The following is a 23406-nucleotide window of genomic DNA, read 5'->3' on the forward strand; positions in this document are numbered from 1 at the left end:
CTTAATCAAGCTTGGTAAGCGGTTTTACAGCAGGACCTTCGAGAATCTCTCCATCTGTGTTGAATCTTGAACCATGACATGGACAGTCCCAGGACCTGTCTCCATTGTTCCACTCCAAATCGCATCCCATATGTGTGCATACAGGTTTCACCAGTGTAATGTTCCCGGCTGGATCCTTATAAGCACCTGCTTTCTGGCCGTTTACTTTTACTTTGGCTCCTTCATCAAGTCCTATGTCATCCAGCCCTTCATAAGATCTTTTCAGCTTACCTTTTACAAATTCCTTCGCTGTATCCGTATTCTGTTTAATAAACTGAACAGCAGCGGTTTTATTTCCCGGCCTCTGAGGAGAATAGAGCTCTTCATAAGGGTTCTTTTTACCAAGAATTGCATCGGAAACAACCTGGGCAGCAGCAGTGCCGTTCGTCATTCCCCATAGGCCATATCCGGTGGTTATAAATATATTGGGATGCTGTTTCGTTATAGGACCTGCATATGGAACGCCGTCTAATGTTTTTAAATCCTGTGAAGACCATCGGTAGCGGATTTTAGTCATATCTAATTGCTCCCGGCCAAATTCTTCCAGAGCTTCATAGCATTTCTCCGTTTCCTGCATTTGTCCTGTTTTATGATCTTCCCCGCCAATCAGCACAACTTGCTCTCCATCTTCTTCTGCTGATCGGAGTGATCGGACAGGTTCATCCGCACTTATATACATACCTTCAGGGAACGGGCGGGAGGTTTTTGCCGCCAGGATATAAGAACGCTCCGGCTCCAGTTTGGCAAATTGAAGTCCCGTAAAATCCGGAAATGGATAGTGGGATGATATGAGAACGTGCCGGCTGGTCAATTTATGTCCTTCTGCTGTTGTAATAGCGGGATTTTCGGACTTATCTATTTCGACAGCCCTGGTATGCTCGAAAACAAATCCTCCTGAGCTGACGAATTCCTTCAGCAGATCAGACAGGTATTCCACAGGATGAAATTGGGCCTGGTTTTTTATTCGAACTGCGGATTTGACTGGGAATGGAAGAGGGGTGCTTTCCATAAATTCAGCTGGAATACCAAGTTTTTTATAGGCTTCATATTCAGCCCTTACTTTTTTATCTCCGCTGGAGGAAGAGGCATACAAAAAAGCATCCTGTGTTTTCAGCTGACAGGAGATTCCTAAGCTTTGTACCGTTTCTTCAATAAATGATCTAGCTGCTTCATTCGCTTTATAGTATTCTTGCGCTTTTTCTTCGCCAATTCCCTTAATAAGAGATTCATAAATAAGCCCATGCTGTGATGTGATTTTAGCGGTAGTATGGCCGGTCGTTCCGCCGAGAGCTTTCCTTGCATCAATCAGAGCTGTATGTACTCCAGCTTTCTGCAGTAAATAGGCTGCAGTTATTCCTGTAATTCCGGCTCCGACAATTACGGCATCAACCTTCAGGGATTCTTCGAGGGGCGGAAAAGACAGCTCATTTTCAATAGGTCTCCATAAGGAAGAAGGATAGAGGGGCAGTTCCGTTTGCAAATGCTGATTTGGCATGCTTTACCTCCATATAAGTGTTTTACTGTTCTTTACCCTCAATTCTTTATCTGAATCTTCTTAAGGAGGGATGAATGTTTCGATAGGAGGGAAAAGATAGGAGACATGTTCTTGCTTAAAGAAGGATATGTATGAAGTAAAAGGAAAGGGATGATAAGAATGAGGACCTTTAAAACTTTCGCAGTAATTAATGTACTGGCTTACATCGTTATGGTGGGAATAAATTTTTTAGCAAATGCAGTTCCGATTAACGGCCAAACAACTGGAGAGGTTTCAGCAGGAGTGCCGGTTCTTTTTGAGCCGGCAAATTATGCGTTTTCCATTTGGGGACTTATATATCTCCTATTAGCTGTATGGGTTATCAGAGCATTTTTTGTAACAGCGGCAGAGAAATTGGTTTACACCGCAATAGGGTATCTCTTTGCTGTGAATGCACTGCTTAATGCATTATGGATCGTTCTCTTTCATTATGAACTATTCAATTTGACTATCCTTGTGATGTTCGGAATTCTTTACACTTTAATTAGAATCTATTCCATTATTGAAAAATCCGGACAGACGTCTCTATTGCTGAGAGTACCGATTTCTATTTACATGGGGTGGATTTCAGTTGCAGCGATCGTCAATGTATTTATCTTTTTTAAATCTAATGAAATCAGTTCTTTTTTAGGTTTGGGAGAATTGGGTTGGACAATGATTATGCTTATCGTTACTGCTTTGCTTGGAGCTTATATGATTCTTGTGAAAAATGATCTGGCGTATGGACTGGTGTTGATTTGGGCGGTCATTGCTATTGCTGTTAATCAGATGACTGCTGCGCCGGCAGTCGCAAAAACTGCGATGGTAGTTTGGATTTTCTTGGCCATATTGACAATTTTAAAAGGGAGCATGCTTTTGCTGAGGAAAAAATAATGTTTCCGCCTTCTCAGAGCAAAGCGCCTGAGGGTTTTTGCGGCTCCAAATAGCATATCAGGTTTTAATTATAGAAACTCTTCAAAACGCAGCCTTAAAAATAACGGGACTGAAGCAGCTTTCAAAGTTACTTCCTCTGTTTAAATTAGTTTGGTTTGGGCTGATTTCCGCTCCAATCAGCCTAACCATAATACCTATTTAAAAACACAACCCCCGGAATGACACTTTATAGCGTCCCGGGGGTTTCAAACTAAATACTTATAAACACATTTCCTTTAAGCAGGAGTTTTTTTAAGCCCCGTACTTATTTCAAATCTGTTTTATATTGCATGTACACAACCTGCGTAACCAGATAATCCTCTAAACCATGTTTGCCGTCCGCACCGCCAAGTCCCGACTGGCGCATACCCGCATGGTAGCCCTGAATGGCTTCGAAGTTTTCGCGGTTGACGAATGTCTCACCAAAACGAAGCTGATTCGATACATACATGGCTTCATTGTAATCATTCGTATAAACAGAGGAAGAAAGACCGTATATGGAGTCGTTCGCCTTCCGAATTGCATCATCCAAATCCGAGAAGGTGGCAACCGGTAATACAGGGCCAAACGTTTCTTCCTTCATAATATCCATATCATCTGTTACGTTAGTTAGGACCGTCGGACGTAAATAGAATCCGCCGGTTAATCCTTCTGGACGGTTGCCGCCTGCTGCTACTTTGGCACCAGCTTGGATTGCTTTCTCCAGAGCTTCTTCGACAGTTTTCAAACGATCTTCACTGACGAGCGGACCCATTTGGGCATCTCGGTCTTTTACTGCGTCGCCGACCTTCACTTTGTTGAAGGCTGCGGCTAATTTTTGAGTGAATTCCTCAGCTACTGATTCGTGGACATAAACTCTTTCGGCATTCGTACAAGCCTGGCCCGCGTTTGTGATGCGGGACGCAGTAATGTTTTCAACCGCAAGATCAAGGTCCGCATGCTTTGTGACGATAGCGGGTGCTTTTCCGCCAAGCTCAAGGTTGACCTTCGTAATGTTCTGAGCAGCGGCTTCCATAACTTTCGTTCCAGCACCTGTACTGCCGGTCATCGTAATCATGCCAACCTTCGGACTGCTTGCCAATGCATTTCCAATAGTGGATCCTGTTCCGGTAATCATGTTGAAAACACCTTTAGGAAGATCTAATTTATCGATGATCTTTGTAAGTTCAGCAGCTGTATTCGGTGTTTGCTGACTTGGCTTCAAAACGATTGAACAGCCTGCAATTAATGCAGTCGCAACTTTTCTGGCAAAAATAAAAACAGGAAAATTCCAAGGTACAATACCGCCGACAACACCTATCGGACGTTTGTGAAGAAAAATGTTTTCGTTAGGCCTGTCACTCTGAATAACTTCTCCTTCTATTCTTCTGGCCCATTCGGACATGTATCGGAAGTAGTCAATGGCAAGATCTACTTCAGCTGAAGACTGTTCGTAAGGTTTCCCTTGCTCCTCGGATAATAAGGTAATCATTTTCTCCCGGATCTTTTCAATCTCATCCCCGATTTGACGGACGATCTTCCCTCTTTTAAACGAAGGAACCTGCTCCCATTCCTTTTGGGCTGCATAAGCCGCTTCAATTGCTTTTTCCGCATCTTCCTTCGTCCCGTCAGGAATTCTTGAGATGACTTCTCCATTTGAAGGGTTGACAATATCAATCCAATCGCCTGAAGTTGAATCTGTGTACTCTCCATTTATATATAACTTGTGCTCTTGCATGAATATGGCCTCCTCTTTCTTTTTTATGACTAGTTAATAAGTTCCACAATCCCCTGCCGCTAAAACATCCAAAGTTTATGGGAAAAACAGGAAGTAGGGAGGGTGGATTATTTTAATAACAAGACTAAAAGATTATAAGGATACAGACTTATTCCTTATTTTTATAAAAAATTGAAAAAAATGGTTTTTAATAGGTTGATAGAAGGGTATAGTAACTATGACTTTAACTTACATATTCGGTATGGAGGAATGGGAAGATGAAAAGGAAGAAGATAGCGGGATTGGGATTGGGTTTTATGCTGGCACTTGGAGTTCTGCCGGCCCATGAAGTTCAGGCTTCTACAAGCAGCACAGCGGTACAGCAGGGTGAAAAGCTTGCCTATCAGCTGCGCGGTTTCAACAGATTAATTGATTCTGGAGACACATATGATGTAAACCAAGCCTATGACAGCTTTTCCAGACAGATTCAAACTGCGGAAAAAGCGATAGGAAAGGTTTCAGGGTCTTCTAAAAGAAGAGCACTTTCTTCTAAGTATGTAGCGCCAGCAAAGGTTGCAAGGGAGAGAGTGATTTACGAAGTTTCGCAATACCGGTTAATGAAAGTCATCGGAAAAGATGCCCTCGCCAACCGGGTAACTTATGTTGATAGCAATTTGAAAAAGCTCGATCGCTTGAAGAAGCGGGCTGTTGAAATTAAGAAGGCAGGCAAGTATAAAGCGCTTCCAGCAAAAATGTCGGGCTACCTTGCTGAGACGGAGAAGCTTCAAAGAACGAACCGCTTTGCTGTTCCTGATCTCCAGCTCAACCATACGCTGTCCAGTGACGAGTTTGATTCCTTTTTATTACTCAACCAGGATCGATATGCGAATGGTAAATCTCTCATGACCTTGAGCGAAAGATTAAGCTACATTTCGGAAATCAAATCAAAGGATATGCATTCTACCGGCTCATTCAGCATCTATTCAACTAAGTACGGCAATGCGCAGGAAATGATTGTAAAATTAGGATTTCAGCAGCACTCAGAATCAGGCATTCTGATTTACAAATATGCAAATACTCCTAAAGCGCAACGTGATTTATGGAGAAAAAACAGCAGTCAGAAAGACGTGCTTCTCCATGATACAATTGATTATGCAGGGGTCGGCCGCTACAACGATTACACCACTCACCTTTTCGTAAATATGTAATGGAAAAGCAGCCTGCCAATTGCGGGGCTGCTTTAATACTTGTTTTTTAACTCGAAAAGAGTCTGAGATAGCCATACTTGTTTCAAATCATTCGAAAAGACGAACTCCTTTGAAAGGAGAAGCTGCAGATCCAAATGGATTTTTCTCAGCTCCATTTTTGTCTTTAACAGTTGCAAATCTTCAAGTTTTAACCGGCTAAATGACTGGAGCAGAGACCGGAGCATCTGTAGCTGACTAAGAAGTATTATGAGATAATCTATATATAATGCCGTCAGCTTTTTCCTTTGAATGGTTAAAACAACTGCTTCAGCTACAGAGAACAGGCCTTCGATGATCATGCCGAGGGAGTTTTTTTCTTTCATATATTCACACTCCGTTAAGCTTGTTTATCTAGATTTATATGGTGAATGAATGAAAAAAGAAGAACAATCATCTGAAAAATTTGGATTTGTTCATTTTTTTAAAGGGTAAGCAGTATGTAAGGCATCAGGCTAGGACTAATATAATGAATAAGTGATACATATTATATGTGGACTGAAACTTTAATCATTTAAAAACGTATGTATTAAGACTAATAAAGGAGTGATCCGATATGAGAACAGCGAATCCGACATTAAAATCATTTGAAAAAGGAATGGGATATGCTGGCGGGCGCCGAATGACTCTCATGGGCGCTGTCCATAAGTCATTTTTGCTCCTGTTTATTCTTGTTGTTTCTGCTGGAACAACCTGGTATTTTGCAGCGCAGGGGGATAACGTGACGCCGATGATGCTGATCGGTGCAATCGGCGGACTGATTTTTGCGCTTATCACAAGCTTTACACCAAAAGCATCGCCAATAACGGCGCCGATCTATGCCGTGCTGGAGGGAATGTTTGTCGGAGGTATTTCAGCGTATTATTCAAGCTTGTATGAAGGAATTGTCATGCAGGCCGTATTGATTACCATGGGGATTTTTCTTGGCTTGCTGCTTGTCTACCGAAGCGGATTGATAAAAGTAACCAACAATTTCCGTCTTGGAGTAGCGGCAGCGACAATGGGCGTATTTATGGTCTATTTGATTTCATTTGTGCTGGGCCTTTTTGGAGTCAGCGTTCCATTTCTTCACGAATCCAGCACCATCGGGATTGTGATCTCGCTCGTAATTATAGTGATTGCCGCCCTTAACCTTGTCCTTGATTTTGACTTCATCGAGCATGGGGCAGCGAGGGGCTTGCCTAAGCATATGGAATGGTACGCAGGCTTTGCTCTCCTTGTTACGCTAGTCTGGCTTTATCTTGAAATCCTCCGGCTGCTTTCTAAAATCAGCTCCAGAAATTAATGATTGGAAACCTCTCTTATATAAGAGGGGTTTTTTTGATGAGGAATGGAATACTAAGGTAAACGGAAAGGGGGGAAGAGTATATGGATCATAAAGAGGATGAAAAACAATATTTGAACATTGATCACGCACAATTTGTACAGCATCCCAAAAACAAAGATGGTGTAGCCTTGTTTTTGAAGGAGTCTTATCACCTGCTGTCTTCGGAGGATTTGGAAAAGTTATCAAGTGAAGAAGAGTAAAACAGCAGCTCATTCGGGCTGCTGTTTTACCTCTTAAGTCCGCTCTAATAAATTTTCGAATTTCTTTTTCCAGTCGTCAGCCAGAGTTTGGATTTGCAAAATACTCTGGATTGCATCCGTATCTTTACGGTTGTGGAAGAAAGTGTGGTGGATATCCGCCACCGTGATAGACGTCACTCGATTCACGAGCTCGATTTTATCTGTCTTTCGAATCGTTCCGGGTTTAAGAATCCTAAAGAAATACCCAGTATATCCAGTGTTAATGATCTTCGCTAACAGCTGATCAATACCAGTGTGCCGATTTATCGTTGCACAAGGATAACGACCTTGAGAAACCTCGGCCAGAACTGATCCAATCTGAATTTGATCACCTATGCAGATTTCGTTCTCCTGCATTCCGGTTACAGTTAAATTTTCACCGAAAGCCGATTGCTTTAGCGGTTTTCCAAATTCTGATTGCCATCTTTGATAATGCTCAAATGGATATACGCAAAGAACACGATCCGGACCTCCGTGATAATCATGATTCGCTACATCATCCCCTGCTACGGTTCCTGCTGAAACCTCAAGCTCATTAACCGTTTCTTTATTTATTCCTGATTGAAAATGCTTCCCCTTATGGTCTTTCATCTGCTTTGGCATTCCTTTGCTCAAATATTCAATTTTCATCATTTATGCTTCCTTTCGTTAGAGAAAAAATAGGCGATTCCAAGCAGGCCGCAAATCGTTTATGGAGCATATACTGGCAAGGAATCAATTGTTTTCGAATTTGATTGACAGGTTTCAGGAATTTCTGTAATCTCAATGTGTGAACTGAATAAGTTCTTCGTTAGGTGAGGCTCCTGTGTGGAGATAAGCTGCTGCCCAAAAATGTCCAAAGACGCCAATGGGTCAACAGGAATCATCGACTTAAGGTGATTTTTAACGCAGCTGGACATCGTCCTATGCTGCACAGTGCTAAAGCTCTACGATGGAAGAATGGAATGCTTGTTTTCGCACGCCTTCATTCTTGGTGTGTTTTTTTAATTCCTATAATAGCATGATGATAGAAAAATTGGGAGGTGCTGGCATGGAGATTCCCCGATCGGGAGAGACGCAGGTAAAAGATTCAGAAAGTCATAGTATACACTCCGCGGATGGAAACCAGCCGGCGCTTCCAGTGATGGCCTCCGCGGATTAATGAGGAGGACCATCCATGGTAAAAAACATGACGTACGACGAGATTCTTCTTCGGATTATTCTCCTGCTTCGGGACGGGAAACGGAAAGATTTTCGTGACTTAATAGAAGAACTGCAGCCATATGATATGGCGAGTATATTCAAAGAAATGCCTGAAAAACATTACGCCCGTTTCCTGTCTTTCATGAATGTTGACAATATTACAGCACTTATGCAAGAGCTTGAGCGTCCATATCAGTTAGCCCTTTTCAATAAGATAGGGAAAATGAAGGGCGTCCAGGTAATGAATAAAATGGATAACGATGACTTGGCACAGCTTTTGGAGGAGCTTGATCCTGAGCTGAAGAATCAGCTTCTTTCAAGCATGGAACAGGAAGAGTCAGAAGCGGTTCAAGCCTTGATGAACTATCCTTCTGAAACTGCGGGACGGATCATGACGAACCGGTTTGTATGGATTCCGCACCACTTTACGGTTTGGGATGCTGTGGTTAAACTCAAAGCCTTCGCAGAAATTGCTGAAACAATCAACTACTTGTATGTTATCAACGAGGAAAAGCAGCTGGTCGGGGTTATCTCGTACAGGGATTTGATACTAGGCGAACGTGAAGAGCGTATAGAAGACATTATGTACACAAGGGTAATTTCCATTAAAGCAGATGCCGATCAGGAAGAGGTGGCACGGTTAATTGAACGCTATGACTTCCTTGCTTTGCCTGTGGTTGAGGAAAACAACGTATTAGTTGGAATCGTAACAGTCGATGACGTAATTGATATCGTGATTCAAGAAGCAAATGAAGATTATGAAAAATTTGCTGCTTCCGGTAAATCCATCGATTTTGAAACAAAGGCGCTTATAGCTGCTTACCGAAGGCTGCCTTGGCTGATTTTACTCTTATTTATCGGACTTGTCTCAGGAAGTATCATCAGTTTTTTTGAAGGAACACTGAACGAGGTAGTCGCACTGGCCTTTTTTATGCCGATGATTGCAGGAATGACCGGGAACACGGGAACCCAGTCATTGGCTGTAGTAGTCCGCGGACTGGGACAAAATGATCTTGATTCCAAAATGATTGTCCGGCTTATTTTCAGGGAGCTCAGGGTAGGATTAATGATTGGGGTTGTGTGCGGGATACTGATCACTGGAATTGCTGTGGTATGGCAGGGAAATCCTCTTCTTGGTCTGGTAGTTGGATCATCTCTATTCTTTACTCTCATAATAGGTACAATGGCTGGTACGATGATTCCGATCTTGCTTCACAAGCTGAACGTTGATCCTGCTATTGCCTCCGGACCGCTTATTACTACTTTGAATGACATTTTGTCGCTGCTTATTTATTTTGGAATTGCGACATCCTTTATACAGCACTTGCAGTAAAAGAAATAGCTGATTCAGCAGAAAGCTGAATCAGCTATTTTTATTAGGAGAATATTTTATTTCATCATGAGACCGGATCATGCCCTGTCTGGCCGGATGTGTGCTCATATTGAGCAGCTTGTCTAAGTGCTGGCTTACTTTCACCGTTTCCTCTGCAGTATACCCATGTTTACCGGCTACTTCTACCATTCTCTGACGATATTTTTCCACAACCGATTCATATATATTCAAGGCACTCACCCCTCTTTAGTAATTTAGAGTTCTTCTATTCATTATATCGAAAGAGTAATAGAAAGCGTAATAGATAAACGGGAAAAAAGTTAGACAAAAAAGTACAAATTTTGACAAACCTTTCGAAAATTTGCAGAAAATACACAAAAATTATTCCTTTTTGAACTTTCTAATAGTAATATGGGAGGAGGCATATTGTAACGGGGGGCAATTATGAAAAAAATACAGAAGAAAGTAAGAAGTGTTCGTTTCATTTTAGTAAAAGGCTTTGGAATTCTTATTGGTTTAAGCGTATTGCTGGCCGTATTGAACTTTGCCAGCATTTATAAAACAAAATTAGATACAGAGCGAATTGTAAAAACAGAAACAGCAGCACTCATTCTTGACGAAAAGCTTTCATATAATCTTGCGCAGCAGGCATCGGCCATCCGCGCCTATTTCCTGTATGACAATACTTCCTATAAAGATGAATATGAAAACCTGAAGAAAGATGGAGCTGCCATTCAAAAGGATTTGCTTGCAATAAGTGATTCACCAAAGATAAGAGAGCTTATTAAGAAAACAGAAAATTGGCAAGGAATGATTGAAAAAGAAGTCATCACACCTTATGAAGGCGGTTATCGAATTCAGGCCGTTCAGAATTTATCCAAAGAACCGCAGGAGATTTCCAAACAGCTCATAAAAGACTATCAGTCAATCGCAGAGGAACGTGAAAAGCAAATTATGAATTCAGGGGTTCAAATTATCCGCAGCGGAGAAATAACGGCTGCGCTGATCCTCGTTTTCTCTCTGCTTATGGCTGCAGGGGGACTATTAATTGCCTTTAGAACATCTCGTATGATTGCGAAGCCTATATCTCAGCTAACGAAAAAAATGAATGAGATTGCTTCGGGAATCCTAAAAAAGGAAACCCTCTCATCCAATAGCAAAAATGAACTTGGAACATTGATCGACTCAGCAAATGCCATGAATATGACCCTGCTGAATCTTGTCGGGGAAATCAAATCAGCGGCTGGTGATATTGCAGATCAGAGTGAAAAACTTCAAATTTCATCCATCCAGGTGAAGGAAGGAAACGAACAAATCGCATCAACCATGCAAGAGCTGACACTTGGAGCTGAGAGCCAGGCAAGTACTGCAGCTGATATGGCGGAAAATATGGGGCACTTCCTGGAAAAAATTAATGAAGCGGCTGCATCGGGAGAACTTTCTTCTAAATCTGCAGAAGAAGTGATGTCGGAAACAAGTGAAGGCAGCCGGTTAATGGAACGATCAATCGATGAAATGAATCGAATACATGATATTATGAAGGGTTCTGTAACGAAAGTAGCGGGGCTTGATGAGCAATCCAAGAAAATTTCAAAATTAATGGAAGTAATCCAATCTGTTGCGGATCAAACAAATTTACTTGCGTTAAATGCTGCGATTGAAGCTGCGCGTGCAGGTGAACATGGCAGAGGATTTGCTGTTGTAGCAGACGAAGTAAGAAAGCTCGCTGAACAAGTATCCTTTTCAGTTGGGGATATAGATGTGATTGTAAGCAGTGTCAGATCGGAAACAGGTGCTGTGGCAGGAGACTTAGAAGCTGGTTATGAACAGGCACTTAAAGGCAAGGATGCGATTGAAAAGACAGGTCGTACCTTTGAAACCATCCGTTCCAAGGTTGAGGAAGTATCGTCCGGTATAACCCTTATCTCCGACCGACTTGATGATTTGCTTGATAGAGGTAAAAACATGGATGATGCCATTTCGAACATAGCCAGTGTCTCGCAAGAAGCCGCCGCAGGAGTAGAACAAACTGCCGCTGCAGCAGAGCAGGCAAATGGAACAATGGAAATGGTCAGAGAAAATTCCATTCATTTGACAGGACTATCAGAAAAACTGGCTTTGTCAGTAAATCAATTTAAGAGCTGAGAAAGAGGGCTGTTCCCATGAGGAACAGCCCTTCTTACTGTTCATGAACACAAAACGCCGCGCTCTTAGCAGAACATCCTTACTAGAAGCGCCCCTCGGTCAGAAGCTTCATCAGCTTTCAGAGGCCCGCACGAGGCGGGTCAGTTCTGCGTTGCGGCAGGACGCCGCGCCCTTAGCAGAACATCCTTACTGGAATCCGCTTCCGCTTTTCGTGGTGTCTAGCTCCAGCGGCTAGTCCTTCGGCTGCTTCGCTGGCCCTGTCAAAGTCAAAGAGCGACTTTGTCAGTTCCAGCTCCACCATCTCTCAGAGGCCCGCACGAGGCGGGTCAGTTCTGCGTTGCGGCAGGACGCCGCGCCCTTAGCAGAACATCCTTGCTGGAATCCGCTTCCGCTTTTCATGGTGTCTAGCTCCAGCGGCTAGTCCTTCGGCTGCTTCACTGGCTCTGTCAAAGTCAAAGGGCGACTTTGTCAGTTCCAGTTCCACCAGCTCTCAGAGGCCCGCACGAGGCGGGTCAGTTCTGCGTTGCGGCAGGACGCCGCGCCCTTAGCAGAACATCCTTACTGGAATCCGCTTCCGCTTTTCGGGTTACCCATCATGTTTATATTGAAAATGGGCGTTTAGTTGGCCTTGGAGCATTTTTTTGCGGAGCTGGGAGGGGTTTTTGAGTTTTTCTTCTTTTTTCCTTATATCCTTTAATATTTCCGTTGTTTGGACGCCCTCTTCACGCAGGTCGGCTATATTCATAAGCCTTTCTACGTCGGAGAAGGAGTATTTTCTTGTTCCTTTTGAGCTTCGCTCAGGAGCAATCAGCTGGCGTTCTTCATAATACCGTATCTGTCTTACAGATAGGCCTGTAAGCTCGCTTACTGTCCCGATTGAGATGACTTTTTTATCTTTGTAAGACCGCTCTTCTTGCAATGGACTCACTCCTTGAGGAAACAACTCTTTCCTACACTATACTCAACATTGGAAAGAATTTCTCTGATTATGTGAGATTATATAACATTCACTGCAGCTGAAGCGAATTATATGTCAGATTTCATATCAAAAAGGAGGTATGGAACTTAAACCCACGATAATATAAGGATACCAGCAATTAAAAGGAGGAAGAATAATGGAACCTGGCAAAGCGCTTAAGCTTGCCCATAAACTGATTGAACTGGATTTGAAAAGGGATCAGCTGCTTGAGGAATTATTGAGAACAGCTGGAAAGGACACTTACGAATTATTGCGCTTCGTCCAGAATGGTCAAATTAAGAAGATTAGAAGACAAACACCTTAACCGGACAATTTCCTGGAATGCCGCCAACCATTCCTTCAAGAGGGATGGATTAAATAAGATGGTCACTTCCTGAAATTCCGTCTCATGATGAACATATAATGAAAGCCCTGCTGATTCAGCAGATAGCATCATAAGCTGTGTCTCGTCAGGTTCATTTTCAATAATAAAATAGAATTTTTTCAGCTGATCAAAAGCAATTAGCTGTGTCTGCATAGTTGATCCTTCCTTCTGAATAGGATAGGACCATTGTTGACGGCTTTCATAAATCCCATACTTTTAAACAATCTTAATATCCAGTGATGCAATTTTTACAATGGATTAACCGTCTGCTTACAATCATTGGGTAATGTAGGAGTAAGATAAAAGAAAAAGATGGAGAGGGGAAAGTGTGATGAGCAACCTATTAAAATTCGCTCTTGAGGAACAAAGGAATTATTACTCCCAAAAGCTGCTTGCAATAGGGGTTTACAACAACGATGTACTTCAGAAGATGACTATTTCGGAGCTGAAAAACGAATATGTGTACTTTTATCACAGCATTCCGGCAATCAAGCGAAAGCCTGCGACACCATAAGGAATTTGCCCTGAACAGGCAGGTTCCTTTTTTGTTCTTCGGAAACAAATAGGTTGGTAGGTAATGCTGCACCGTTTCAAAACCATTTGCTCAATCTGAGTCCTGAAAATCATTAGCTTCTTAATTAGGTCCTCAATGATAATTAATCAATCCCTCCATTCTTACTCCATTATGCGAGAGGATTTTCTCTTCAATTGCAGTGTTTCAGCGAACGTATTTTTAATCCCTGCAAATTCCCTATACAAACCGAGCATATAGTCTTAAAAGAATTTTTTGAAAAATCGTTCTTTAATTATTGCTTTCTTCATAGTAAAATAAAGATAAAATTTGAGAATTTTGAGAATATTTAAGAGGGCGATGAATCTATGAGATTTTCCTACACTCAAGAAGAGACTGATCGTGCATTGGCCCTTTTCAGGGTTTTTGCTAAAGCGTTTAAGAGTATTTCGGAGCATTCGATTAGAGATAGCAAGGAACATGGGTTTAATCCAACGGAGTTTGCAGTTCTGGAATTACTGTATACGAAAGGCCCGCAGAAGCTTCAGCAGATTGGGTCGAGACTGCTTCTTGTGAGCGGAAATGTTACGTATGTAATTGATAAACTTGAGAAGAATGAGTACATTGTCAGACAGCAGGATCCGCGCGATAAACGTTCTATTTACGCGAAGCTGACGGACAAAGGAGAGGCCTACCTTGATGAGATCTACCCGATTCATGCTTTAAGAATTACTCGGGCTTTTTCGGGATTATCAAGTGAGGAGCAGGAGCAGCTGAATCAGCTCCTGAAAAAAGCGGGACTGCACAGCCAGCACCTGCTTTTCAGGTAAGAGATTTTTAAGGGGCTGTCTAAAAAGCCCTGATGAAAGGGTATGTCCAAGTTGAAACGTCAAGAACACTCGCTGTAAGAGTGTTCTTGAGGTTTTTATTTTTGGCTCATTTATGATTTTTAACTGTGTGTATTGAATAACAATGGGTTAGGATTATTGGAACGAAGGAATCCTGCCGCAGCAGCGGGACATGCAATACCCCCGGAGGCGCTGCTGCTCGAGGAGCTGGCCACACTCTAAGACTAAGCCGAGCATGCTGAACAGAAATCAGCCATATTCCCACCCTTTTCTTACAGCAGAGTTCATGAAAACAGATATAAAAACTACTTTCTTAGCAATTCCTCATTGAAATTCGGGAAAAAAACTCTTTTCAGCAAGCTGCTGCAGCTTATGAAAAACAAATGGATGGCCGCAAGGGATATTGCTTCAATAGAGTTGTGGATAATCAGAAGATGTAGGGTGAAGAGTATACTGTCAGCCAGTAAAATAATAAAAAAGTACAGGATCTTCCAAATGAATTTGCGGGAGAAGGCAGCGGCCGTATACAGTACCGATATGCCAATACTATAAATTGCGTTTGCGAAGGTATGATCCCTGCTGCTTTCGGCAAAAAGACCTGTCTGAAAAATAACAGTTGGCTGCAAGGCGTACAGAAGCCAAGTGACTGTGATGGAAATTGTGATCATACATATGTATTTGGTGAAGATGATGACGATCCGATCCTCTTTTTTTAAGAGACTGTACCATGCTTTAGAGATATAAAATAAGACTGGAATAAATAAAAATGTATAGGATGTCCTCCACCAATTAAGCTCATAAACATCCAATTTGAGAAATAGGACCTCCACCAATGAAAAAGAAAGAGCGAACACAATCACATATCGGGCCTTGATTTTATATATGGAACCAAAAGCGGCTGCTATTGGTACGGAAAGTCCCTGGCTGAAGATTGACCCAAATGTGCTGTCGATAAAAGAATCATGGAAAACATTTGGTTTGTAAAGATAACAGTTATATACAACATAAACGATGAGTTCAAATAAATAGGCAAGACCAGAATTAAAGAGCCATAGGGGAAGAAAACTTCTTTTGTCTTTGATCAAGCAAACGGCAAATAATCCAATTGAAAAGACCAAAAGGAGAAGATACCAGAACATATTAGGCATATCGCAAGTCTCCCGATAAAAGACGTTACTATTAGTGTGAGCAATAAATGCTATTTTAAACAAAATACTCCCTTTAAGGAAGAATAAGACTTTTTACCCTTCATACCTGCAGGATTTTGACGATAAAGAGAATATAATCTGTTTTTTAGAAAGGAGGGAGAGCCTTGTGAATCCAAAGTCTCCTGAGTTCGAAGCAGAAGCCGGCAATCCTGTTCAGGAACGGGATCATTCCTTGGAATCTCTATATAAATATCATCCGGATGCAATTTTGCGAATCGATTGCACCGGCAGGATTTTATTTGCCAATGATTCTGCATCGGAATTGTTTAAACGGCCGCAAGATGGATTTTCAGGCAGCCATTACTCCTCCATTCTGACTGAGAGCGAATGGGAGAAGGAAGAAATGATCCTTTCCCGCCCGGATGAAGTCAATCTTCCCTGTACAAGGGAAATCATTCTGCAGGGGGAAAGAGTCTGTAAAATAACATCTGTCCCTATTCTATTGGACGGAACCCTTGAAGGCTTCTTCCTTAACTTCCGTGATGTTACCGATATGAAACGGGCGGAAGAGAAGATTGCCCATTCTTCCTATTACGATGAATTGACGATGCTTCCGAATGACCGGATGGTAATGGAGAAGCTGGAATATATCACTTCGGAGAAAATTGAGCGCACCGCAATCATTAAGGTCAATATTGACCGGTTTAAATACATCAATGAAATGTTTGGCAAGAAAACAGGCGATACCATTATTCGTGAAATTGGCCGGGAGCTGCGGAAGCTTGTGCCGAAGCAATTTTTTGTTGGCCGGTTTTTCAATGATGAATTTGTGGTGATTGCAGATCGTCTTCAAGATACGGACTTCTTTTATACAGTCGCTGGTGAGATGGCAAAGGGTTTTAAGAAGCGGTATATCGTTGATGAACAGGAATACCGTGTCCAGGTTAGCTTTGGTGTGGCCATTTATCCTGATCACGGCACAAACCCGGATATGCTTTTGAAAAAAAGTGACCTTGCTTTAAAAATCAGCAAAGAATCAGCACTCGGCAGATATAGTGAAGAGAAGAGCCAGGAAATTGAAAGGCGCTATTTTTTGCAGAAAGAGCTCATGCATGCTCTAAAACGGAATGAGTTCCTTCTATATTATCAGCCTCAGTTTGATACAAGAACGAACCAGATTACGGGAATGGAGGTTCTTCTAAGGTGGAATCATCCAACACTCGGAATCATTTCGCCGGCAGAGTTCATCCCGATTGCGGAAGAAACAGGTCTGATCATTGAAATTGGGAAATGGAGCATGCAGGAGGCCTGCCGTCAGCTGCGGCATTGGCAGGAAACCAAGTCTCCAGGCTTACGGCTGAGTATGAATTTATCCGTCAAACAATTCTATCAGCCTGATTTGGTGCCGATGGTTACCAATGTCCTTCGTGATAACAGCATTATTCCGGACCATTTTGAGCTTGAGTTTACAGAAAGCCTTTCTATGCATAATAGTGAGACCTTTATACGGACCATCCGTGATCTGAAAAACATTAAAATCCATTTGAGTATTGATGATTTTGGCACCGGCTATAGTTCGCTAAGCTACTTAACACAGCTTCCTCTGGACAAAATTAAAATTGACCGCAGCTTTGTCCATAATATGCTGAGCAGCAAGCAGGATGAAATCGTAATTAAGGCGATTATCGGTTTGGCTGAAAATTTGGGATTACAAATGATTGCGGAAGGGGTCGAGTCAGAAATGCAGGCTGCCTTTTTAGAAGCCCATGGCTGCCACCATATGCAGGGGTTTCTGTTCAGCAGACCGCTGCCTCACGACCAAATTACTGAAATGCTGAGCAAACAATATATTTCCTAACTGTTTTTATTAATAAAAGCGATGATTTTAGAGACTGTTTCGTCTTGAGGGCTATGCAAATAGTGCTCAAACGGACAGCCTCTTTTTTTTAGATGGTCAAAAATGGTTGAAATGGTGTAATTCATTGGCGAAAGACCTTCTGTTACTTCCCTCCATAAGAGCGGAGCGGCTATGCACGCCCCTTCAGGACCTCTTGGAGAATATGGGGCGATGATGGTTTTCCCCTCTGCGTGCTGAAGGTAATCCACGTACAGCTTGCCCCCCGGTTCTTTTTCAGGCGTTCAGTCGTGAATTTTTCCGGGAACTGCTTTATTAAGAAATCCGCGAAAAATTCTGTAAACACTCTTGTATCGCTGTAACTCAAATTTTTTCCGGATAGAGGGATATGAATTTGAATGCCTTTTCCTCCGGAGAGTTTTGGGAAGGAAACGAGATTAAATTTCTTAAATAGCTTTTCTAGCTGCTTTGCAGCAAAAATAGCCAGCTCAAATTCGGCCCTGGAAGGCGGATCAAGGTCAAAAACAATTTCCATAGGATTGGTATCAGAAATTCTCTGAAACGGCAAATGAAATTCCAGGGCAAGCTGGTTGCCAAGCCAAATTAAGTCGGATAGAAACTCACACCGCATATAGTCAATTCCATCGGCTTCGACAGATTGAATAAAATCGGGAGCGTAATCGGGTTTGTTCTTCTGATAAAATTGTTCTCCGCCAGAACCATGGGGATAACGGATTAGCGTGAGTGTCCGATTTCTCAAAAGTGGAAGCATGTAAGGGGCAATATTCAATAGGTACAAAACATATTGAAGCTTATTAATTCCAGGTTCATTCCAAATTGGCTTGTCCGGGTGTGTGAGCTGAACCTCATGATGAATGGGTGCTGCATCGAACTGAAATTGTTCCCACGTACATTGCTCCGGGTCTCCCTTGAAATTGAATGATGCAAAGGATGGTTCTCTAAGCTGCTCCTTGTAAAAAGAGAGGAATTTAACGTTTACACAAATTCCCGGGGCAACCTTATATGTTTGGCTGCTATAGGAAACAGCGTTCTGTTTAATCGTTTGGATAAGAGCCTCTCTTTCCTCTCCAGTTATTCCATGCGAAAATGAGCCAGGTGAGAACACCTGTCCATCCTTGAACAGCCCTGTTTCAAAATATCCGTTTTTTTCATCGTAGCCAGTAATAAATAATGTTGACCATTTATAGTTTTTTACCTTTTTCCATGTTTCCGTTCTTTTTCCAGCTGTCCATTTCCCTTTTCTGTGCTTGGCTACAATTCCTTCTGCTCCATGCAGTTCAATACGTTCCCATAGCGGACGGGGTTCCTTATAGGAAGGGACCATCTGGATAAGTTCGGTTGCTTCCTCGGATGGATGGAGGGGTAACCGCAGTTCTTTGAAAAATGCTTCGAGCTGTCCTTTCCTTTGTGAATAGGTATCGTACATAAGAGGCTTTCCGTTGTGGAGCAGCAAATCAAAAACAAGCAGTTTACAAGGTTTACCAGCAGAGGCTTGCTGAATTCGATCAGCTGATTTCAAACGTCCTCTCATTTGAATATCCTGAAAATCAGCTCTGAGAGACGAACGGAGTGAAACGAGTTCTCCGTCAAAAGTCATCGGGAGGAACGGCTGAATAGAAGGCATGATCTGCTGGACAAACTCAATAATTTCCGGGAAAAGAATCCTCAGATCCTTTCCGTTCCGGCTTATGAGAGAGATAAAATCCCTCTCTATGTATAAAATGGCTCGAAAGCCATCATACTTCACTTCGTAAAGCCAATCCGGTCCGGCCGGAAGTTCGGACGCGAGGACAGGGAGCATCGGTTTCAATCAAATCACCTCTAAGAAAGAGAATGTAGGAGTAATAAGGCAGAGTTGCAATTCCGTTACTAAAGGACATAAGAAAGGAGCCAATCCGATGAAAAAAGCTGTATTCCTTGATCGGGACGGGGTCATAAATGAAGTGCTGACTCACAGAGTTAAATTTGTGAACCGGCCAGATCAGTTTTATCTCTTAGACCGTGCAGGTGAGGCAGTGAAACTGCTCAATGATCACGGCTACCTCGTATTTGTTGTGACCAATCAGGGCGGGATTGGTCTTGGGCACATGACAGAAGAGCAGCTGAATCTGGTGCACAAAGAGATGATCCGCCAGATTGGAGAAAAAGGAGGAGTCATCCAGGATACAGCTTGCTGCATGCATGTTCCCAATAGCGGCTGTCTTTGCCGTAAACCAGAGCCGGGAATGATCCTTTCCCTCGCAGAGCGCTATGGAATTGACCTTTCCCGCTCCTACATGGTCGGCGATCGGGAGCCGGATGTCTTAGCCGGAAAAAGAGCTGGTACCTGTGTTCTATTTATCGGCGATCAGGCAGGCCTCGGGGATACTCAATTCCCGAACCTTTGGGAGGCGGCGCAATGGATTATTTTAAAAGATTAAGCCTTTTTCCTGGCAGTCCGCTTCTTTTTCCCTGCTGAGGCAGGTTCTTTTTTGGTTTCTGCTGCAGGTTCCTTCGGTTTTTTGGAAGCCGTTTTAGATTTTTCGATGCTTGCCTGCAGCTGGCTCATCAGATCGACTACATTTTCCCTAGGGGCATCTTCAGGAACGGCGGTGCCCTCGTTTTGTTCGATTTTGGTTTGGATTAAGCGGAGCAGAGCCTCCCTGTAATCATCCTTGTATTGTTCCGGATCAAACTCAGCAGTGAGCTGATCAATCAGCATCATCGCGGTGTCGAGTTCTTTTTTCTGTATATCGGTTTGCTCAGGAACAGATGGCACCTCATCTGCAGAACGTACTTCATCCGGATAATGGATAGTTTCCATCACAAGACAATTTTTATAAACCCTGACGACAGCCATTTGCTGTTTGGAGCGAATTGTCATTTCAGCGATCCCGATTCTTCCTGATTGCTTTAGTGCCTCCCTTAATAAAGCATAAGCCTTCGAACCATTATCTCCTGGTCCTAAGAAATAGCTCCGGTTAAAGTAGATAGGGTCAATATCTTCGAGCTTTACAAAATCTACAATCTCAACAGCCTTGTCTGCATGCTCCTCCTTCAAATCTTTTAAATCTTCTTCTGATAAAATGACAAATTTTCCTTTCACATATTCATATCCTTTGACGATGTCATCTGCTTCAAGTTCACGGTCGCAATTCGGGCATTTTTTTTCATATTTGATTGGTGTATGGCATTCTTTATGAAGACTTCTTAATTTTATGTCCTTATCCTCCGTTGCTGCATAAAGCTTCACTGGAATGTTAACTAAGCCAAACCGAATGGAACCCTTCCACATCGTGTGCATACATTTTATCCTCCTCGTTCATTTATTCCTGAATACATCATCTAAGTGAATCCTTCTGATTGAGGTTTCATTTTATAGTTCTAGTTTGTATACGTTTACATGGTATGATGAATAAAAAAATATGCAAAATCAGGAAGAGGTGGGAACAACATGAAAAAATGTTTCATTACAGGTTTCCCGGGCTTCATATCCAGGGAATTAATTAAAGAAGCCGTTCAGCAAAATCTTTTCGATTATTATTATGTGCTGGTGCTGCCGGAATTTGCGGAGCGCGCAGACAAAGAACTAAATCTCCTTGCAGCAGGTAAGGCAGAGGCTGTAACCGGAGATATAACAAAAGAGGGATTGAATATAAACCCAGCCATTTTAAAGGGTCTTGAGCAGGAAGTAACTCATGTTTTTCATCTGGCAGCTATATATGACCTGGGCGTAGATGAGGAATTTGCAAAAAAGGTAAATGTAACAGGGACAGAGAATGTTATAGAATGGGCGCTTACACTCAACTTGGAATGCTTTACATACTTCAGTACCGCTTATGTGTCCGGCAAGAGGACAGGAGAAGTTTTTGAAGGGGACTTAGAGGATGGGCATAGCTTCAAAAACCATTATGAATCTACGAAGTATATGGCCGAAAAACTCGTCAGGACACGAATGAATAAACTGCCGGCTGTTATTATCAGACCGGGTATTGTCACCGGGAATTCGAAAACAGGTGAAACGAGTAAGTTTGATGGCCCCTATTATATGCTCAATATGTTCAGTAAGCTTAAGTTCCTTCCTGCTACACCAAGAATAGGAAAGGGGAATGTGTTGTTTAATACGGTGCCTGTCGACTTTCTGGTGAACGCTGTCCTCTATTTATCTTTAAGGAAAGAGGCTGCAGGCCATACGTTTCATGTAACAGATCCAAATCCCGGAACAATTGGGGAACTGTATGATCTCTTTTTAAAAGAGCTGCTGAATAGGAAAACCAGGGGGAGCATTCCTCCCGGTGCTGCAAAATTAGGCCTGTCTTCAAAGGCTGTATGCAATTGGCTCGGCACTCGCAAAGAAGCCCTCGATTATTTTCAATATGATGTGCGCTATGACTGCACCAATTTACTGCACCATTTGGAAGGGTCAGGGATTGCTTGTCCGAATATAAGGGAATACGGACATAAACTAGTTCATTACTATAAAGAAAAACAATTTGCCAAGGAGGAGAAAATTCATGCTTAAAGCGATTAATCCTGCAACAGGTTCTGAGATTAAAGAAATTGAGGAAGTTCAGCTGAGTGAAGCTGGACGGATTTTCCAGCAGGCAGAGCACGCCCAAAAAGAGTGGCAGAATAAATCATTGAAAGAAAGGCTTGTTTACTATAAAACGCTTCGCTTACTTATGGCTTTAAAACTGGATCAAATCACGACAATTATTCATGCAGATACGGGGAAACCGAAAGCGGAGGCGCTGGCTACTGATATTATGCCGGTTATTGACTCAATCCAGCACCTGGAGAAAACAGCCGAAACCGTATTGGGGAGGCAAAACCAGACTACTCCCGTCCTTTTTTGGGGCAAAAAAAGCTATATTGAGTATATGGCAAGAGGTACGGTTCTGATCATTTCTCCTTGGAATTATCCGCTTCAGCTGGCGATGGTACCGGTATTGAGCGCGCTCGCGGGGGGGAACTCGGTCATTTTAAAGCCATCAGAAGTAACTCCGCTGACAGGTAAACTGATCGAACTGCTGTTTAAAGAAGCTGGCTTCCCGGAAGGTATTGTGCAGGTAGCGCAAGGCGGCAAGGAACTAGGAGAAGCGCTTGTGAAGGAAAAACCGGATTATATCTTTTTTACCGGGTCTGTTAAAACCGGAAAAATAATTCAGGAGCAGGCAGCAAAGGATCTTATACCGACAACGCTTGAACTCGGCGGAAAAGATCCCCTGATTGTATTTGATGACGCTAATCTTGACAGGGCAGCAAAAGCGGCAGTGTGGGGAGCATTTACAAATAGCGGCCAAGTATGCATGAGTACGGAGAGAGTTTACGTGCAGCGTGCAGTTTATCAGACATTTGTGAGGAAAGTACAGGAGCTGACCATGAATTTGAAGCAGGGATCCTCTTTAAATGATGATATTGGATCCATGACTTTCCCGCATCAGGTTGACGTTGTCAAGAAGCAGGTCGCTGATGCAGTGAACAATGGAGCTAAACTTGCAGCGGGCAGCATCCCGGCGGAATGGGATGAGGACAGCATGTTTATAAAACCTATGGTTCTGATTGACGTCGATCAGGATATGGATATTATGCAGGAGGAAACATTCGGCCCGGTCATGCCGATTATGCCTTTTGATACGGAAGAAGAAGCCATAGAGCTTGCAAATGGCACGATTTATGGCTTGAATGCGAGCGTTTGGTCGTCAGATATTGAGAGGGCGGAACGGATAGTATCGAAACTTGTTACGGGAAATGCGGTTGTAAATGATGTTATGCTAACCGTCATGAATCCCAATCTCCCATTCGGCGGGGCAAAGCAAAGCGGAATTGGCCGGTACCACGGAGAAGGCGGCCTGCGAATCTTCTGCCACGAGAAATCCGTTATGACGGACACAGGGAAGAGAAGCAGCGAAATTCAATGGTATCCTTACCGTGGAAAATACAAACCGTTTAAAGCTCTTTTTCAAACTGTGTTCGGTTCCGATAAAAACTGGAAAGCTGCAGCGAAAGCATATCGGGACATTATGAAGCAATCCAAATAATCAGGAAGG

At 42.7% G+C, this 23406-nt stretch carries 23 protein-coding genes, 1 pseudogene and 1 riboswitch; of the genes and pseudogenes, 13 read left to right on the forward strand and 11 right to left on the reverse strand.

The genetic code is table 11. From position 1 onward, the window contains the following. Position 1: 1 nt before the first annotated feature. Positions 2-1534 carry an FAD-dependent oxidoreductase gene (locus J9317_RS07040; RefSeq protein ID WP_211557368.1) on the reverse strand — a complete coding sequence of 511 codons (1533 nt, stop codon included), beginning with the start codon at positions 1532-1534 and terminating at the stop codon, positions 2-4. Between the two features lie 159 nt (positions 1535-1693). Here J9317_RS07040 and J9317_RS07045 point away from each other — a divergent pair, with 159 nt between their 5' ends. After that, positions 1694-2446 carry a tryptophan-rich sensory protein gene (locus J9317_RS07045; RefSeq protein WP_211557370.1) on the forward strand — a complete coding sequence of 251 codons (753 nt, stop codon included), beginning with the start codon at positions 1694-1696 and terminating at the stop codon, positions 2444-2446. Between the two features lie 304 nt (positions 2447-2750). On the opposite strand, the gene aldA is transcribed toward J9317_RS07045, so the two are convergent. Continuing rightward, entirely contained in the window at positions 2751-4202 is a 1452-nt protein-coding gene (aldA, locus tag J9317_RS07050) for an aldehyde dehydrogenase (RefSeq protein WP_211557371.1), read from the reverse strand. A gap of 257 nt (positions 4203-4459) precedes the next feature. Between aldA and J9317_RS07055 the strand changes: the two genes are divergently transcribed. Continuing rightward, positions 4460-5389: a hypothetical protein gene (locus J9317_RS07055; RefSeq protein WP_211557373.1), complete on the forward strand. Its 930-nt coding sequence runs from the start codon at positions 4460-4462 to the stop codon at positions 5387-5389. 32 nt (positions 5390-5421) lie between these two features. On the opposite strand, the gene J9317_RS07060 is transcribed toward J9317_RS07055, so the two are convergent. Further along, on the reverse strand, positions 5422-5751 hold the full coding sequence (locus J9317_RS07060; protein WP_211557375.1) for a hypothetical protein: 330 nt from the start codon (positions 5749-5751) through the stop codon (positions 5422-5424). 230 nt (positions 5752-5981) lie between these two features. On the opposite strand from J9317_RS07060, the gene J9317_RS07065 reads away from it, so the two are divergent. Continuing rightward, positions 5982-6710, forward strand: coding sequence for a Bax inhibitor-1/YccA family protein (locus J9317_RS07065; RefSeq protein ID WP_211557377.1), 729 nt, complete (start codon positions 5982-5984; stop codon positions 6708-6710). A gap of 83 nt (positions 6711-6793) precedes the next feature. Beyond that, entirely contained in the window at positions 6794-6952 is a 159-nt protein-coding gene (locus J9317_RS07070) for a transcriptional regulator SplA domain-containing protein (protein ID WP_211557378.1), read from the forward strand. A gap of 33 nt (positions 6953-6985) precedes the next feature. Here the strand turns inward: J9317_RS07070 and J9317_RS07075 are convergent, their stop codons facing one another. Next, complete coding sequence (locus tag J9317_RS07075; protein ID WP_211557380.1) at positions 6986-7624, reverse strand: MOSC domain-containing protein; 639 nt, start codon at positions 7622-7624, stop codon at positions 6986-6988. Between the two features lie 146 nt (positions 7625-7770). Further along, positions 7771-7935: riboswitch (M-box (ykoK) riboswitch) on the forward strand. A gap of 212 nt (positions 7936-8147) precedes the next feature. Here J9317_RS07075 and mgtE point away from each other — a divergent pair. Beyond that, complete coding sequence (gene mgtE / locus J9317_RS07080) at positions 8148-9506, forward strand: magnesium transporter (protein WP_211557382.1); 1359 nt, start codon at positions 8148-8150, stop codon at positions 9504-9506. Positions 9507-9536: 30 nt separating this feature from the next. Here the strand turns inward: mgtE and J9317_RS07085 are convergent, their stop codons facing one another. After that, positions 9537-9737 carry an aspartyl-phosphate phosphatase Spo0E family protein gene (locus J9317_RS07085; RefSeq protein ID WP_249292039.1) on the reverse strand — a complete coding sequence of 67 codons (201 nt, stop codon included), beginning with the start codon at positions 9735-9737 and terminating at the stop codon, positions 9537-9539. A 213-nt stretch (positions 9738-9950) separates the two neighbouring features. On the opposite strand from J9317_RS07085, the gene J9317_RS07090 reads away from it, so the two are divergent. Then, positions 9951-11651, forward strand: coding sequence for a methyl-accepting chemotaxis protein (locus tag J9317_RS07090; RefSeq protein ID WP_211557384.1), 1701 nt, complete (start codon positions 9951-9953; stop codon positions 11649-11651). Between the two features lie 586 nt (positions 11652-12237). Here the strand turns inward: J9317_RS07090 and J9317_RS07095 are convergent. Further along, positions 12238-12570 (reverse strand): MerR family transcriptional regulator, encoded by a 333-nt coding sequence (locus J9317_RS07095; protein WP_211557385.1) that lies wholly within the window; start codon positions 12568-12570, stop codon positions 12238-12240. A gap of 196 nt (positions 12571-12766) precedes the next feature. Between J9317_RS07095 and J9317_RS21115 the strand changes: the two genes are divergently transcribed. Next, complete coding sequence (locus J9317_RS21115) at positions 12767-12934, forward strand: hypothetical protein (protein ID WP_231889955.1); 168 nt, start codon at positions 12767-12769, stop codon at positions 12932-12934. Here J9317_RS21115 and J9317_RS07100 read toward each other — a convergent pair. Beyond that, positions 12878-13147, reverse strand: coding sequence for a hypothetical protein (locus J9317_RS07100; protein WP_211557387.1), 270 nt, complete (start codon positions 13145-13147; stop codon positions 12878-12880). The two genes, J9317_RS21115 and J9317_RS07100, sit on opposite strands and share 57 nt — an antisense overlap. A 178-nt stretch (positions 13148-13325) precedes the next feature. On the opposite strand from J9317_RS07100, the gene J9317_RS07105 reads away from it, so the two are divergent. After that, positions 13326-13508: a Fur-regulated basic protein FbpA gene (locus J9317_RS07105; RefSeq protein WP_211557389.1), complete on the forward strand. Its 183-nt coding sequence runs from the start codon at positions 13326-13328 to the stop codon at positions 13506-13508. Positions 13509-13873: 365 nt separating this feature from the next. Continuing rightward, positions 13874-14335, forward strand: coding sequence for a MarR family winged helix-turn-helix transcriptional regulator (locus tag J9317_RS07110; RefSeq protein ID WP_211557391.1), 462 nt, complete (start codon positions 13874-13876; stop codon positions 14333-14335). Between the two features lie 323 nt (positions 14336-14658). On the opposite strand, the gene J9317_RS07115 is transcribed toward J9317_RS07110, so the two are convergent. Beyond that, positions 14659-15501: a hypothetical protein gene (locus J9317_RS07115; protein ID WP_211557392.1), complete on the reverse strand. Its 843-nt coding sequence runs from the start codon at positions 15499-15501 to the stop codon at positions 14659-14661. 166 nt (positions 15502-15667) lie between these two features. Here J9317_RS07115 and J9317_RS07120 point away from each other — a divergent pair, with 166 nt between their 5' ends. Then, positions 15668-17359: a sensor domain-containing protein gene (locus J9317_RS07120; protein WP_211557396.1), complete on the forward strand. Its 1692-nt coding sequence runs from the start codon at positions 15668-15670 to the stop codon at positions 17357-17359. On the opposite strand, the gene J9317_RS21020 is transcribed toward J9317_RS07120, so the two are convergent. Then, a complete protein-coding gene (locus tag J9317_RS21020) occupies positions 17356-17484 on the reverse strand; it encodes a hypothetical protein (RefSeq protein WP_284143259.1) in 129 nt (42 codons plus the stop codon). The two genes, J9317_RS07120 and J9317_RS21020, sit on opposite strands and share 4 nt — an antisense overlap. A gap of 3 nt (positions 17485-17487) precedes the next feature. Then, positions 17488-19178, reverse strand: a pseudogene (gene ligD / locus J9317_RS07125) (DNA ligase D); the annotation flags it as partial. A gap of 97 nt (positions 19179-19275) precedes the next feature. Here ligD and J9317_RS07130 point away from each other — a divergent pair. After that, positions 19276-19797 (forward strand): D-glycero-alpha-D-manno-heptose-1,7-bisphosphate 7-phosphatase, encoded by a 522-nt coding sequence (locus tag J9317_RS07130; protein ID WP_211557397.1) that lies wholly within the window; start codon positions 19276-19278, stop codon positions 19795-19797. Here the strand turns inward: J9317_RS07130 and ku are convergent. Then, positions 19794-20660, reverse strand: a complete 867-nt coding sequence (gene ku, locus J9317_RS07135) for a non-homologous end joining protein Ku (RefSeq protein WP_211557400.1) — start codon at positions 20658-20660, stop codon at positions 19794-19796. The two genes, J9317_RS07130 and ku, sit on opposite strands and share 4 nt — an antisense overlap. Positions 20661-20810: 150 nt before the next feature. Between ku and J9317_RS07140 the strand changes: the two genes are divergently transcribed. Beyond that, on the forward strand, positions 20811-21878 hold the full coding sequence (locus tag J9317_RS07140) for an SDR family oxidoreductase (RefSeq protein WP_211557402.1): 1068 nt from the start codon (positions 20811-20813) through the stop codon (positions 21876-21878). Beyond that, entirely contained in the window at positions 21871-23397 is a 1527-nt protein-coding gene (locus J9317_RS07145) for an aldehyde dehydrogenase family protein (protein ID WP_211557403.1), read from the forward strand. The genes J9317_RS07140 and J9317_RS07145 overlap by 8 nt, the downstream gene beginning before the upstream one ends. Positions 23398-23406: the final 9 nt, after the last annotated feature.

Source organism: Metabacillus flavus (assembly GCF_018283675.1).
In the GTDB taxonomy this organism is placed as follows: domain Bacteria; phylum Bacillota; class Bacilli; order Bacillales; family Bacillaceae; genus Metabacillus_B; species Metabacillus_B flavus.

Coding starts and splice junctions, on each gene's coding strand:
- J9317_RS21115 (WP_231889955.1), top strand. CDS start 12,767: ATGGAACCTGGCAAAGCGCTTAAGCTTGCCCATAAACTGATTGAACTG.
- J9317_RS07140 (WP_211557402.1), top strand. CDS start 20,811: ATGAAAAAATGTTTCATTACAGGTTTCCCGGGCTTCATATCCAGGGAA.
- ku (WP_211557400.1), bottom strand. CDS start 20,660: ATGCACACGATGTGGAAGGGTTCCATTCGGTTTGGCTTAGTTAACATT.
- J9317_RS07105 (WP_211557389.1), top strand. CDS start 13,326: ATGAGCAACCTATTAAAATTCGCTCTTGAGGAACAAAGGAATTATTAC.
- aldA (WP_211557371.1), bottom strand. CDS start 4,202: ATGCAAGAGCACAAGTTATATATAAATGGAGAGTACACAGATTCAACT.
- J9317_RS07115 (WP_211557392.1), bottom strand. CDS start 15,501: ATGCCTAATATGTTCTGGTATCTTCTCCTTTTGGTCTTTTCAATTGGA.
- J9317_RS21020 (WP_284143259.1), bottom strand. CDS start 17,484: ATGAATTACACCATTTCAACCATTTTTGACCATCTAAAAAAAAGAGGC.
- J9317_RS07045 (WP_211557370.1), top strand. CDS start 1,694: ATGAGGACCTTTAAAACTTTCGCAGTAATTAATGTACTGGCTTACATC.
- J9317_RS07055 (WP_211557373.1), top strand. CDS start 4,460: ATGAAAAGGAAGAAGATAGCGGGATTGGGATTGGGTTTTATGCTGGCA.
- J9317_RS07070 (WP_211557378.1), top strand. CDS start 6,794: ATGGATCATAAAGAGGATGAAAAACAATATTTGAACATTGATCACGCA.
- mgtE (WP_211557382.1), top strand. CDS start 8,148: ATGGTAAAAAACATGACGTACGACGAGATTCTTCTTCGGATTATTCTC.
- J9317_RS07100 (WP_211557387.1), bottom strand. CDS start 13,147: ATGCAGACACAGCTAATTGCTTTTGATCAGCTGAAAAAATTCTATTTT.
- J9317_RS07060 (WP_211557375.1), bottom strand. CDS start 5,751: ATGAAAGAAAAAAACTCCCTCGGCATGATCATCGAAGGCCTGTTCTCT.
- J9317_RS07130 (WP_211557397.1), top strand. CDS start 19,276: ATGAAAAAAGCTGTATTCCTTGATCGGGACGGGGTCATAAATGAAGTG.
- J9317_RS07075 (WP_211557380.1), bottom strand. CDS start 7,624: ATGATGAAAATTGAATATTTGAGCAAAGGAATGCCAAAGCAGATGAAA.
- J9317_RS07090 (WP_211557384.1), top strand. CDS start 9,951: ATGAAAAAAATACAGAAGAAAGTAAGAAGTGTTCGTTTCATTTTAGTA.
- J9317_RS07065 (WP_211557377.1), top strand. CDS start 5,982: ATGAGAACAGCGAATCCGACATTAAAATCATTTGAAAAAGGAATGGGA.
- J9317_RS07110 (WP_211557391.1), top strand. CDS start 13,874: ATGAGATTTTCCTACACTCAAGAAGAGACTGATCGTGCATTGGCCCTT.
- J9317_RS07145 (WP_211557403.1), top strand. CDS start 21,871: ATGCTTAAAGCGATTAATCCTGCAACAGGTTCTGAGATTAAAGAAATT.
- J9317_RS07040 (WP_211557368.1), bottom strand. CDS start 1,534: ATGCCAAATCAGCATTTGCAAACGGAACTGCCCCTCTATCCTTCTTCC.